The sequence below is a fragment of the Altericroceibacterium xinjiangense genome (assembly GCF_003958635.1).
GTDB lineage: Bacteria > Pseudomonadota > Alphaproteobacteria > Sphingomonadales > Sphingomonadaceae > Altericroceibacterium_A > Altericroceibacterium_A xinjiangense.
Window position 1 is genome coordinate 155,456 of sequence record NZ_RSEK01000006.1, and the last position, 13,007, is coordinate 168,462.

A 13,007-nucleotide genomic window follows, 5' to 3' on the forward strand; every position below is an offset into this window, starting at 1 on the left:
CAGGCCTTCAGTCCCGCTCCAGATCAAACAAGTCGCGGTAGCGATGCGGCTGGGACCGCAGGTACTGCGGCGGGGCCTGCACTTGCGCTCCCAGATGGGCGGCAGCGTGCCAGGGCCAGCGCGGATTGTAGAGCATGCCCCGGGCCAGTGCGATCATGTCCGCATCGCCGGTGGCGACGATCGCCTCGGCCTGCTCATACTCCGTGATCAAGCCAACGGCGATGACCGGCATGTCCACCGCCTGCTTGACCGCGCGCGCCAGCGGGACCTGGTAGTTTGGCCCCACCGGAATGTCCTGCCGGGGGTCGAGCCCGCCGCTCGAAATGTGAATTCCCGCGCAGCCTTCTGCTTCCAGCGCCTTGGCAAACGCAATGGTCTGCTCAATGTCCCAGCCACCCGGAACCCAGTCGGTGCCGGATACGCGGACGGTAACGGGCTGGTCAGCGGGAAAAGCCTCCCGCACGGCACGGAACACTTCCAGCGGAAAGCGGATGCGGTTCTCAAGGCTGCCGCCGTATTCGTCCTCTCGCCGGTTGGAGAGCGGGGAGAGGAACTCATGGAGCAGGTAACCGTGCGCCGCGTGGATCTGCACGCCTTCGATCCCCAGCCGGGCTGCCCGCCGCGCCGCTTCCGCGAAGGCCCGGCACAAGTCAGCCAGCGCTTCCCGGTCGAGAGCGACAGGAGGGTTCTCCCCTTCCTCGAACGGCAAGGCGGACGGAGCGACCGTCTGCCAGCCATTGGGATCGCTCGGGGCAAGCTGCTGTCCGCCCTTCCACGGCACTTCGGTCGAAGCCTTGCGCCCGGCGTGGGCCAGCTGGATCGCCAGCGGCATGTCCGAATACTGACGGACCTTCCGGAGCGTCTCAGCCATCGCGGCTTCAGTGGCATCATCCCACAAGCCGACATCGGCGTAGGTAATGCGTCCTTCCGGCACCACCGCTGTCGCCTCGATCGTCAGCAGCGCCGCGCCCGACAAGGCAAGCTGGCCAAGATGGATCGTGTGCCAATCGGTCATCTGCCCGTCGACCGCCGAATACTGGCACATTGGGGCGATCACGATGCGGTTGGCGAGCGTCAGGCCGCCCACCTGAAACGGGGCGAAAAGCTTGGGTCCGGTCATTCTTTTTGTCCTGATACGGGGTAAGGCTGCTGCGAAGCAGATGTCTTACCGGCAACCGCGCCGCTCGCGGCCTGTTCCAGTCGCACTGGCATCAGCCTCCCGGCTTCGGCGCTTCCAGGCTGGCCACAGGGTAGGCGCAGTAATCCGCCGCATAGTAAGCGCTCGGGTGGTGATTGCCGGAATCGCCGATTCCGCCGAACGGCATCGCGCCGGATGCACCGGCGGTCGGACGGTTGAAATTGACCACGCCGGCGCGGACGGTGTCGAAGAAGCGGTCCCACAACGCCGCATCCGCACTGACCAGTCCGGCCGCAAGCCCGAAGCGGGTATCGTTCGCAACCGCGAGTGCGGTGTCGAAATCGGACACGCGGCGGACTTGCAGCACGGGCGCAAAGATTTCCTCATCCGGCACATCGCAGCCGGTCACGTCCAGCACGGCAGGTGTGACGAAGGCGGCGGAACGTCCGGAAATCCGCTCGAACGGCTTGAGCGGCTTCGCGCCGCGCGCCAGCAGCTGTTCGACCTGCGCCAGCGCGCGGTCCGCCGCCTTGGCCGATATCAACGGCCCCATGAACGGCTCCGGCTGCTCATCCCAAGCGCCAACTTTCAGGTCGCTCGCCAGCGCAACCGTCGCCTCGATCATCGCCGCGCCCGATGCATCGTCCGGCACGATGAAGCGGCGGGCGCAGGAACAGCGCTGGCCGGTAGTTACGAACGCGGAGTTCACCGCGATGGACGCGGCCGCCTGCGGATCTGCATCCCACGCGATCAACGGGTTGTTGCCGCCCAGTTCCAGCGCAAGGATGACGTCCGGCCGTTCCGCCATCGCGCGGCGCAGATGCGCGCCGACGCTGGCCGATCCGGTGAAAAACAAACCGTCGATCCGTTGTTCCGCCAGCGCCGCGCCGGTTTCCGCCCCGCCCTGCGCCAGCAGCAGGACGTCTTCGGGCAATCCCGCCTCTCGCCAGGCAGCCCGCGTCCGCTCCGCGATCAGGGGCGCTTCCTCGGACGGCTTGAACACCACGCAATTGCCCGCCAGCAAGGCAGGGACGATGTGGCCGTTGGGCAAGTGTCCGGGGAAGTTGTAAGGCCCATAGACCGCGATCACTCCGTGCGGGCGGTGGCGCAGCACCGCCTGGCCGAAGGCGGTCGGCTCGCTGCGGGTTCCGGCCCGCTCCGCCTGCGCGGCGATGGAGATGGCGACCTTGCCCCGCATGCTGCCGATCTCGGCCAGGGATTCCCGGCGGACCTTCCCGGTTTCCCGAGCAAGATCCTCTGCCAGGCTTTCCGCATCGCGCTCAAGGATTTCAGCAAACCGCCGCGTGATGGCGATCCGGTCTTCCAGCGCGGTGCGGCGCCAGTCCTGCCATGCGGCGCGGGAGCGGGCGACCAGCGCCGCGCATTCGTCTGCTCCGGTACCGGGGCCTTCCCATACGACCTCACCGGTCGCCGGGTTCGTCGATTGGAAGGTGGTCATGCGCTCTCCGATCCAGCAAGTTTGGCAAGGTCCAGCGCGTCCAGCAAATGGCTGCGCGCATCCTGCACGGTCTTTTCCAGCGATGGGCTGCCGAGGTCGGCCGGGTCGATCTGCTCGGGCCAATGGCGGGCAATCACCCGTTCGATCCGGTCGGCCTTTTCGTCATCCAGCAGGAAGCGCGGATCGACGGTGGCGGGATCGGCGACGACGCGCAGGCGCAGGCACGCAGGGCCGCCGCCGTTGGCCATCGATTGCTTGACGTCCACCGGGATCACGCGCCGGATCGGCCCGTTCGAGGCAAGCATCCGGTCAAGCCAGCCGCGCACCGCCGAGGATTCGTCCGCCTCCGTTGGGATCACCAGCGCCATCTCGCCTTCGGGCAGGCTCAGCAACTGGGCGTTGAACAAGTAGGTGCGGATCGCTTCTTCGAGGCTGACCGCGCTGGCTGGGACTTCCACGATCTCGACCGCCGGAAACCTCGCGCGGATTGCCTCGTAGGCGGCTGCGGGATCGGCGAAGGCCTGTTCGTGCGTGAACAGCACCCGCTCGTTTGCGACCGAGACGACATCGTTGTGGAACGCGCCGGCCGCGATTGCGTCCGGGTTCTGTTCGATGAACAGGACCCGTTCCGGATCAAGCCTGTGCTGACGGGCGACGATCCGGCTCGCCTGTTCATGCTGCCGTGCCGGAAAGCGGCCGCCACTGCGTCCGTAAACGAATACTTCGAGCCCCGGCTGCCCGTGTCCGGCCGTCAGCCGCATGTGGTTGGCCGCGCCTTCGTCGCCGAAGCTCGGCGGCACCGGATCGTGGACGGCAAAATGCGCCTTGTCGGAAAAAGCGACCTGCAGCTGGCGCAGCGTGTCCGGCCATTCGTGCGCGCGGTGCGGCATCGTGACGAGATTCGCGACCGTCAGGTGGCACTTGCCGTCCGCCGTATCGGGCGCCGGCGAAACGGTCGCCGCATTTGCGGTCCACATGCTGGAGGCAGACCATGCCCCGGCAATAAGCCCCCGATCAGTGGCGGCATCGGCGGCGAGGTGCGTCAGATAGCGCGCGTTGGGCCGGGGCAGCGGAAGGAAAAATCCCTGCACCAGCCCCAGCGCCTTGTTCGCCCGCATCTTGGCGATCCCCTGCAAGGCGGCGGCGCGCGGAGAGGAGACATTCCCCGCATGCGCCGTCGCGGCCAGGTTACCGAGGCTGAGACCTGCGTAGTTGTGGCTCGGGCCGACGATGCCGTCGAAGTTGATTTCCGTCAGTGCCATGGGATTACCGGCTCACGCTCCATACCTCGTCCCCCGGCTCCGCGCCGAGCATGTCCGCCGCGCTGGCGTCGATCGACACCGTCCCATCTTCCGCGAAGGCGCGCGCTCCGTAACAGCACCGGAAGCGGCCAAGGGTTCCACTGGCAATCAGCGCCTGCTCGCCCCTTTCCAGATCGATCCGCCCGGTTCGGGCCGCCCGGGCGCTGGCGATACTGGCCACGTTGTCCGTGCGCGCGATCATCGTCGGGCCGCCATCGAAGATATCGACATAGCCTTCGTAGGAAAATCCTTCGTTCTCCAGCATCCGCATCGCCGCGCGCCCGGTCGGGTGCGGCATTCCGATGGCGGTGCGCGCGCTGTCGGTCAGCATCGCGGCATAGACCGGATATTTGGGCATCAGGTCGGCGATGAACTGGTTGCCGTTGATCGCGTTGAAATAGTCGGCTTCCTGGAAGCTCATCCCGAAGAACCGGCCCGCTACCCCGTCCCAGAACGGGGAGCCGCCGCGCTCATCGATGATCCCTCGCAGTTCGGCTAGGACCCGATCGGCAAAGCGAGCCCGGTGCATTGCGATGAACAGATAGCGGCTGCGTGCAAGCAGCAGGCCCAGGCCGCCGGCCCGTTCCGCGGGGTGGAGGAACAATCCGCCCACTTCGCTGCAGCCTTCCAGATCGGTGACGAGGAACAGCAGTTCGGCCCGGACGGTCCGCTCCAGCTCTCGCGAATGCTGGGTGTGGGTGGTCTTGCGATAGGAATAGAACGGCCACTGCTGGCCGACCTGGCTCATCAGCTGGCACGTGCCGCGCACTTCCCCGGTGGCGACGTTTTCCAGCACCATCACGTACAGCTCATCGGACAGCGATTGCTCGTCTCGAGCGAACGCGGCTTCGGCCTTGGCGAGCTTGGCCCCGAGGGAATTGCGATCGGGCGGCAGGTTAGTAAAGCCTCCGCCGGTCAGCTTGGCCATTTCATACAACGCTTCAAGATCGCCGGACGTGGCGGCGCGAATACGGAAGGTCATGCCGTTTCTCCCGATGCAAGACGGTGGAGCACCACGGCGGATAGCGCCGCCCGCTCGGCGAGCGAGGGCACGATCAGGAACTCGTCCGGCGAATGAATCGATCCGCCGCGCACCCCCATGGTGTCCACCACGGGCACACCGCACGCGGCGATGTTGTTGCCGTCGCACACTCCCCCGGTGTCGCGCCAGCCGATCGTCTGGCCCAGCGCCGCCCCCGCGCCTTTCACCAGCGCGAACAGCTTGTCCGCCGCCGAATCCACCGGCTTGGGCGGACGGCTGAGCCCCCCGTGCAGGGTCGCCTTTACTTCGTGCACCGCCTCAAGATTGCGCACCAAACCATTGAGATGCTGAATGAAGGCTTCCGCCGCTTCGTTGGACTTTGGGCGGATGTTGAACCGCAGCACGGCGTGGTCGGGCACGACATTGGTCGCGCTGCCGCCATCGATCCGAGCCGGGTTGATGGTGATGTCCGGTCCTTCGAGCGCCTTCAGTTCCAGCGCCAGCGCGGCGGCGGCGACTACCGCGTTGCGCCCGTCCTGCGGGTTGCGACCGGCATGGGCGGAGCGGCCGGTGATCGTCACGCTCCAGTTCCCGCTGCCGCCCCGCGCGTGGGCGAGCGTGCCGTCCGGCAGCGCGGAAGGTTCATACGTCAGGGCGGCGGCTTTCCCGGCCGCCAGCTGCGCGATCAGCGAAGCGGAAGACAGCGATCCCGTCTCCTCATCCGAATTGATCATCACGTCATAGCCGACCGACGAAGCTGCGGGGCTGCGCTCAAACGCCAGAAGCGCGGCAAGCATCACGGCGATCCCGCCCTTCATGTCCGCGACGCCCGGGCCGTTCAGCGTTTCATCGTCCAGCCATCGCTGCTGCTGAAACGGGTGATTGGGCCCAAAGACGGTGTCCATGTGCCCGGTCAGCAAAAATCGCCGCCCGGCTTCGGGACGGACCGACAGGACGAGGTGCCGCCCGTGCTGCAAGTCCACTTCCTGCCCGCCGGGCGCAATCGCGGTCACGGGCGCGGGGTTCTCCAGCCGCACATCTCCCGGCAAGGCGGAAAACGCCTCCGCCAGTTCGCTGGCTTGCCGATCCAGCCCATCAAGGTTGCGCGTGCCCGAATTGATTGCGCTCCAGCGTTCCACCTGGCCCAGCATGGCGGCGGCATCGACGAAATCGATCACGTCCTGTTCGGCGGAGAATAGCTGGTTCATTGGACGGCTGCCCCCACGGCCTTCGCGGCGGCTTCAAGCGAAGCCTGCTCGATTGCTTCATACAGCATGAATGGGTCGAGCACCGGAGTGCCAAGTGCGCGCTCGAACGCGTCCTGGGAAGACTTGCCAGCGTAGGCGCCTTGCTCCTGCCCGCCAAGATTGGACTGGAAGATCCCGGCGGCGCTGACGGGCAGGAAATCCTCGTACACCAGCGGATACGCTTCGGCCCAGCCTTCGGCGATCCAGCGTTCCGGATCCCGTCCGGCATCCCCCTTGCCGTTGTCTCTCCCCTCGGCTGTTACCGTATAGCGGAAATGGGCGAGCTTCTGCTGCCGCAGGGCCTGGAGATCGTCCGGGAAACGCGCGAACGCGGCGGACAAGCGGTCCGGGTAATCGAGGGCTTGCGATCCGCCTTGGCCCCGCGCTTCATCCAGGCAGGAATCGTAGAGCGCGCGCCCCGCTGGAGTCAGCGCCACGCCGCGCTGTTCGATTTCTCCGAAACGAGCGGTGTGCGTGCCGTCGCTAAGCGAAATTGCGCCCGGGAACTGCACGCTTTCCTCCAGCGCCTTGAAGCTCGTCTGCCGCAGCAGGATCGGCACCGCGCGCCGGGGTGGGCCCTCGATCACCGCCTTGGCTTCCATTCCCCGGCGCTGCATTTCCGCGTGCGCGGCATCGATATCGAGCACGCGCGGGGTCAGGTGGTTGATATGCGGCCCCTTGAACGAGACGACGTCTGCGATCAGGGGATGAGCCTGCTTTAAGCGACCATATGTATCGAGCGGCACGTTCGCCTCGCTGTGCCAGCGGAAGATGTCGACCGCTTCGGCCACGAATTCGTCCGCTTGCGCCGGATCGAGCCCGCCTTGCCGCTCTCCGGTTTCCACCAGATCCACCGCACGGGATGAGGCAATGCGGCGCGCGCCGAGCAGCTCCCCGGCTTCGCGGCGAAGATCGGCATCCTCGATCAGGTCCAGCCGCAGCAGGGATGTGAATACCCGGAACGGGCTGTGCTGCAGGGCCTCCAGTTCTACCGGGCGGAACGCCGTGGAATGGACCGGCACCCCCGCTACCGTGAGGTCGTAATAGCCGACCGGCTTCATGCCCATCAGGGCGAACGCTCGGCGAAGCAGCCGCAATTCCTCCGCCGTGCCGACCCGGATGGCCCCATGGCGTTCGCTGTCGAGCCGGTCCAGTTCATCGGCCGAAGCGAGGGACTGGCGCAACCCATCGTCGCGTTCCAGCACCGCTGCGTTGATGCCCGCCACGATGTCCAGCAGATCGCCGTACAACGGCACTTCGGTCCGGTACATCGCCGACATCGTCGCTGAAAAGGCAGCGCGGACATGATCGGAAGGCACGAATTGCATCACAGGACCTCCGTTGCGGCGCACATGGTTTCATATGCAACCGACCGGGTCTAGCCTAGTCTTCGCGCCACCTCAAACCCTGCGATCCCTTTCCGGCTCCGCTCAGTCTGCCTCGTCCTCCAGCGCGTGCATCGTGTCGTCCGACAGGCCGAAGTGATGGCCGACTTCGTGGATCACGACGTGGCTGACGAGCTGTTCCAGGCTCACGTCGCCGCGCGCCATCCATTCATCGAGAATGGGCGCGCGGAACAAGCGGATGCGGTCGGGCATCGTCTCGGTGTGTTCGATGCTCTTCACGTGGAGGGGGAGCCCCTGGTACACTCCCGTCAGCTCGAACGGATCCTCGATCCCGAGTTCACCGAGGGTTTCCTCGTCGGCGAATTCCTCCACTTGTAGCACCACGGCGCCCAGATGACGGGCAAACTCGTCCGGCAGGCGCGCAAGCGCGGCCCGCGCCATCGCTTCCATTTCCTCCGCCGTGGGAGCCATGCCGATACGCCGTGCCATAAGCAGGAGAGTAGGAGCGGGAGCCGTGCACTGCAATGCCCCCTTACCCTGGTACAAACCCCCCGTGGATCAGAAGTCCGCGGAGATCGAAGCCTTGACCGTACGGGGCTGGCCCTGAAGCAGCGCGGCGCTGAAGGTGTCGAAAGCCGATGCCCAGTATCGTTCGTTCGCTATGTTATCGACCGTCAGCCGCAGCGTGACCGGCGTGTCCCCGGCCACGAAGACATAGCGCCCGCCCAGATCGAACCGGGTCCAGTCGTCCAGCTCCAGCGTGTTCGCCGCGTTCGCCCACTGCTCCCCAGTGTGGATCACTCGTCCCGTCAGGGTCAGCCCCGGCGCGAAGGGCATGTCCCATTCAAGGTTCGCGTTCGCCGCGAACTCCGGCACGCCCGCTACCGCGTTTCCGCCCTCGAACTCGGCATCGATCACCGTCAGGCCGGATATCAGACGCAGTCCGGGCGCAATGGCGCCGTTGAGCGTGAACTCCAGCCCGCGGTGCCGCTGGTCCCCCACATATCCGTAGGAACCATCAGGCAGGATACCTTCACCCGGACGTTCAATGTTGAAGAGCGCCAGTGCGGCGAACATCCGGCCCAGATCCATCTTGCCGCCCACTTCGTACTGAACGGAACGACGAGGGGCCAGCATTTCCCCGGGGTTGCTCAGAGCGGGATCGATGGGCGTGGTCGGCCCTTGCTGCAGCGCCTCAATCCGGTTGGCATAAAGCGAAACGTTCGAAACGGGCTTCGCAACAATACCCACAACCGGCGTCAGCGCGTCTTCGTTATACGTCATATCGAGCTGGCCGCCGTTGTAGGCGCTGTAGCTCTTCACCCGGATGGCCTGCAGCCGCAGACCGGCTATCAGCAGCACCCGATCCTGCAGAAAACCAATCGTATCGGAGGCAAAGGCGCTCATCAGCCGGGTGCGCGCGATCGGGAAAGGATCGTCCAGGTCGCCCCCGACGATTGTAGAACTCGGCAGCTCGACCTGCACAGGATCGTACAGGTTCGTGGCAAACCCCGCGTAACCCGGTCCGTACCGGAAGTCGAACGCGTTGCGGTTCACCTGCCACACCGCATTGCCGCCGACGTTGATCTCATGCGTGATGGCGGCACCGAACTTCGACCGCAGCCCCGCTTCCAGCGCTTCGTTGTTGTCGGTCCGCGGGACGTAAAGGGCGTTGCCGGTAGCAGCCCCGGTTGCGGCATCCAGCACCGTGATCCCGCCGTAGATCCCTTCCTCGCTCCCGTCTCGCGCGCCGGCCCGGGCATAGAGCAGCGTATCGGGTGCGAGATCGTACTCTGCGCTGACCGTTCCGAACACATCGCGCAGATCGGTATAGGTGAAGTCGGACGCGTAGTTCGCGTCCGCTTCCGGAACACGGGGGATTGCATTGGAGCCAAGCGTCACTTTCGGCCGCAGGTTGTCGACCTGGACGCTTTGCCACGCAAGATCGACCGCAACCCGCGCCCGCTCTCCGCGCCAGTCGAATGCAGTACCCAGCACCTTCGTGCTCCGGTCCTCCCCGTCTATCGCCACTTCGCCGTCTCGATAGGCCCCGTTGATCCGCACACCCCACTGGCCATCAGGCCCGAACCGGCGGGCCACGTCGAAGCTGACACCAAAGTGCGCCTCTTCAGTGTAACCCACCGTCGCGCGCGTGAGCGGAAGAAGGCCCGCCCGCTTGAGCACGAGGTTCACGCTGCCGCCCACTCCCGATCCGCCGGGAGCCGCGCCGTAGAGGAAGGCGTTGGCGCCGTTCAGCACTTGCACGCTTTCGAACAGTTCCGGCGCGATCAACTGGCGCGGGGTTATGCCGTACAAGCCGTTCAGCCCCACGTCGTCTCCGTACAGCGTGAAGCCGCGGATGATGAACTGTTCGGCCGCGTTTCCGAAGCCGTAGGTCGTGCGAATGGTCGGATCGTTCTGCAGCACTTCGCCCAGGGTCAGCGGCTGCTGGTTGAGGATCAGCGCCTCGCTGTAGCTGCGGATCGCGAACGGCAGGTCTTCCGCCGGTTTATCACCCAGCACGCCCGCGCTCCCGCCGTTGATGACTTCGGTCGCGTTGCGGGCCTGTGCCGTCACGATGATCTCGCTGGTCACCTCCTGCGCGAAAGCGGGCTGCGCGAGTGCGGCGGCGATCACGAATGCCGGCAGGAATGCAGTCCGGGCAGCCTTTTGGCTAAACATTTGTCGTGTCTCTCACTTCTTGTTGTCTTGGCGGCGGCCCCAGGCAACCACCAGCGCGGCCGGCGCGCTGGCGAGCAGGACCCATGCGGCGAAATCGGGCAAGCCGTCTCCGGTCAGGCCGAGCAGCAGCCCGGCAACGGTGGAGATCGCCAGAACCAGCGGCCACGCGAAAGCCTGCCCCAAGGAGCGTGCAGGGCGACGCGGCTTCATCATGCAAGCTCGCCGCTTGCCCCGCTGGCGATCTCCGCAACCCGGCGCTCGACCGCACCGGGTCGGCGGCGCAGCCACAGCAGGACGCCAGTCCACAGGATCCAGACGGTCGCCAGCGTCAGGGCGGCCCAGATGATCTTCAGCGGCAGGCCCGCGTAATCGCCGAAGTGCAACGGCTTCGACATCATCAGGGCCTGGTTGATCGGCGGCATCGCGCGCGCATCGGTCAGCGCGCCGGTTTGCGCATCGATCAGCGCCGGTGTCAGCAGATGCTGGGTCAGCGGCGTATCGCCTTGGAAGAACACGGCGTAGTGATGCGCGGAGCTGTAGCTGCCGCCGGGAAAGGCGATGAACTGGGGTGAACGCCCCGGCAAGGCCGCCTGCGCCGCCGCCATTGCCATGTCCAGCGATCCGTAGCGATCCGGGGAAAGCGGCGCCGCTCCCGCATAGGCCGATGTCATCGCCGCGAGTTCCGTGTTGCGCCAGTTGTCGGTCAGCGGATCGGCGAAGGCGTTGATTGCCCCGGTCAGCCCGATCACCAGCATCCAGGCGAGCGCCACGATGCCGAGCAGATTGTGCTGGTCCAGCCAGCCGGTGCGCTTGCTGCGCCCCAGCCGCAGCGTTCCAAAGTCGAGGCGGCGCATGAACGGGGCGTAGAGCACCGCACCGGAAACCAGCGCCACGACAAACAGCAGCCCCATCGCGCCCAGCAGCAGCATTCCCGGCAGACCGAGAAACACGTCGGTGTGCAGCTGGAGGATGAAATCCATGAACCCGCCGGTCGGCGCCGGGCCGAGCGGCGTGCCGCTTGCCCGATCAAAGAACAGAAGGGTCATCGCGCTGCCCGGCGCATCGGGGCTTGGCCCGGTGGTGATGGTAAGCAGCGGACTGTCCGGGCTGAATGCCATGAACAACGGCACTTCCCTTGGCCGATCGGCCAGGGCGCGCGACAGCATCGTGTCCAGCGGAACGCCCCCTTCGGCCGAAGGGATGCCGGCGAGCCGCGCTTCATAGTCCTCTCCCGCCAGGACATCGATCTCATCATGGAAGATCAGCGGCAGCCCGGTGACGCACAGCATCAGCAGGAACAGCGTGGGAATCAGGCTGCTCCACTTGTGCACGATATACCAGCGGCGGATCGCAGCGCTCTTCATGGGCTGCGCCCTATTCGCCGCCCCGATTCCGGTCAATGCAAATCACTCGCAATAGCGCGGAGCTTTGCGCCTATCGGTCCTCACCGCGGGAACGGACTCGCCGCCTGTTCGCTGCTTTTTTAACTCCCTTGATCGTGTTCGCGAGGATCGCATGAAAACCGGAACGAAGCTTCTGACCGCAACCGCCGCATTAGGCGCTGGCGCGCTGGCCGCGTATGCCCTGTCCCGTCGGCAGGGACCGGGGGGAACCGACCCGCTCGTTACGTACCCACCGACCGACACGCTGAAACCAGTGGCCGACAACGTCTGGATCGTCGACAGCGGCCCGATCCACCCGATGGGCTTGTCCTTGCCGGTGCGGATGACGGTGATCCGGCTCGCATCGGGCGATCTCCTGCTTCATTCCCCGACGCAGTATTCGCCCGAAATGGCGCGGCAGATCGAGGAACTTGGCCCTGTTCGCCACCTGGTCGCCCCCAGCATCGGACACTGGACCTTTTTGCAGGATTGGGAACAGGCTTATCCGGAAGCGATCACCTGGGCAGTTCCGGGCTTGCGCAATCGCTTTCAGGTCCGCCGATCCGGCGTGCGGCTGGACCGCGACCTTGGACCCGTACCCCCGGGGGCATGGTCGGACGAAATCGAGCAAGGCATCATCGAGGGCAAGGGCTTCCGGGAAGCCTGGTTCTTCCACACGCCTTCCCGCACCTTGCTGCTGACCGACCTGATCGACAATCTTGAACCGGAGAAGCTGCCGGCCGTAAGCGGAATGGTGATGGAGGCCGCGATGGCTACCAGCGCCACCACTCCTGCTCACGCACGCGCCGCGATCAAGCTGGGAGGTGCGCAAGCCAAGGCGAGTGTGCGCCGCTTGTCCGGCCTTGCACCCGAACGCGTGATCTTTGCCCACGGAGACTGGTTCGCCGAACGCGGAGCGGAGCGGCTGCGCCAGGCGCTGGCCTGGCTTGGCTGAGACAAGGAATGGGCGGCCGGGCAAAAGGCAAGGAACGGAGCGCCGGGGTGCTGCTTTTCCGGCGACGTGGCCCGGACGTCGAAGTGCTGCTGATCAAGCCGGGGGGCCCGTACTGGACAAGTCGCGACGTGGGGGCCTGGCAGATCCCGAAGGGCCTGATCGAAGAAGGCGAGAGCCCGCTGGTCGCAGCGATGCGCGAAGCGGAAGAGGAACTCGGGACACCGCTTGCGGACACGCCGGAACCGCTGGCGACTGTCCGGCAGGCTGGCGGGAAGCTGGTGGAGGCGTTTGCACTGGAACAGGATCTCGATCACGAGACGGTCCGCAGCAACACCTACCGCATGGAGTGGCCGCCCAAAAGCGGAGCCTGGGCTGAATTTCCTGAAGTGGAGATCGCACGCTGGTTTCCGCTCAGGAAGGCGGAAACGATGATGCTGACCAGCCAGAAGCCGCTACTGTACGCCTTGGAAGATCGGCTGAAGTCCTCCGGATCGGCACCCCCTTCGCGTTAAGAC

At 65.8% G+C, this 13,007-nt stretch carries 12 protein-coding genes; 2 read left to right on the forward strand and 10 right to left on the reverse strand.

The genetic code is table 11. The features are described from left to right. Positions 1–7 precede the first annotated feature (7 nt). From ELY13_RS09055 to ELY13_RS09100, 10 genes are all read right to left on the reverse strand, one after another. Positions 8–1,120, reverse strand: coding sequence for an NADH:flavin oxidoreductase/NADH oxidase (locus ELY13_RS09055; RefSeq protein ID WP_126173585.1), 1,113 nt, complete (start codon positions 1,118–1,120; stop codon positions 8–10). Positions 1,121–1,211: 91 nt separating this feature from the next. Beyond that, a complete protein-coding gene (gene astD, locus ELY13_RS09060; RefSeq protein ID WP_126173586.1) occupies positions 1,212–2,597 on the reverse strand; it encodes a succinylglutamate-semialdehyde dehydrogenase in 1,386 nt (461 codons plus the stop codon). Continuing rightward, positions 2,594–3,859 (reverse strand): N-succinylarginine dihydrolase, encoded by a 1,266-nt coding sequence (locus ELY13_RS09065; protein WP_126173587.1) that lies wholly within the window; start codon positions 3,857–3,859, stop codon positions 2,594–2,596. Before ELY13_RS09065 ends, astD begins: the two co-directional genes overlap by 4 nt. Before the next feature lie 4 nt (positions 3,860–3,863). Beyond that, on the reverse strand, positions 3,864–4,880 hold the full coding sequence (locus ELY13_RS09070) for an arginine N-succinyltransferase (protein ID WP_126173588.1): 1,017 nt from the start codon (positions 4,878–4,880) through the stop codon (positions 3,864–3,866). Further along, positions 4,877–6,088 carry a hydrolase gene (locus ELY13_RS09075; RefSeq protein WP_126173589.1) on the reverse strand — a complete coding sequence of 404 codons (1,212 nt, stop codon included), beginning with the start codon at positions 6,086–6,088 and terminating at the stop codon, positions 4,877–4,879. The genes ELY13_RS09070 and ELY13_RS09075 overlap by 4 nt, the downstream gene beginning before the upstream one ends. Then, positions 6,085–7,455 (reverse strand): 2-oxoadipate dioxygenase/decarboxylase HglS, encoded by a 1,371-nt coding sequence (gene hglS, locus ELY13_RS09080; protein WP_126173590.1) that lies wholly within the window; start codon positions 7,453–7,455, stop codon positions 6,085–6,087. The genes ELY13_RS09075 and hglS overlap by 4 nt, the downstream gene beginning before the upstream one ends. A 102-nt stretch (positions 7,456–7,557) precedes the next feature. Further along, positions 7,558–7,962 (reverse strand): metallopeptidase family protein, encoded by a 405-nt coding sequence (locus ELY13_RS09085; RefSeq protein WP_126173591.1) that lies wholly within the window; start codon positions 7,960–7,962, stop codon positions 7,558–7,560. A gap of 69 nt (positions 7,963–8,031) precedes the next feature. Continuing rightward, the gene (locus ELY13_RS09090; RefSeq protein WP_126173592.1) at positions 8,032–10,155 is read right to left on the reverse strand and encodes a TonB-dependent receptor; all 2,124 of its coding nucleotides are present in this window, start codon (positions 10,153–10,155) and stop codon (positions 8,032–8,034) included. 12 nt (positions 10,156–10,167) lie between these two features. Further along, on the reverse strand, positions 10,168–10,368 hold the full coding sequence (locus ELY13_RS09095; protein ID WP_206436025.1) for a hypothetical protein: 201 nt from the start codon (positions 10,366–10,368) through the stop codon (positions 10,168–10,170). Further along, positions 10,365–11,519 carry a PepSY-associated TM helix domain-containing protein gene (locus tag ELY13_RS09100; RefSeq protein WP_126173593.1) on the reverse strand — a complete coding sequence of 385 codons (1,155 nt, stop codon included), beginning with the start codon at positions 11,517–11,519 and terminating at the stop codon, positions 10,365–10,367. The genes ELY13_RS09095 and ELY13_RS09100 overlap by 4 nt, the downstream gene beginning before the upstream one ends. Before the next feature lie 151 nt (positions 11,520–11,670). Between ELY13_RS09100 and ELY13_RS09105 the strand changes: the two genes are divergently transcribed. Both ELY13_RS09105 and ELY13_RS09110 read left to right on the forward strand, forming a co-directional pair. Beyond that, complete coding sequence (locus ELY13_RS09105) at positions 11,671–12,492, forward strand: DUF4336 domain-containing protein (protein WP_126173594.1); 822 nt, start codon at positions 11,671–11,673, stop codon at positions 12,490–12,492. Between the two features lie 8 nt (positions 12,493–12,500). Then, a complete protein-coding gene (locus tag ELY13_RS09110) occupies positions 12,501–13,004 on the forward strand; it encodes an NUDIX hydrolase (protein WP_126173595.1) in 504 nt (167 codons plus the stop codon). Positions 13,005–13,007 lie beyond the last annotated feature (3 nt).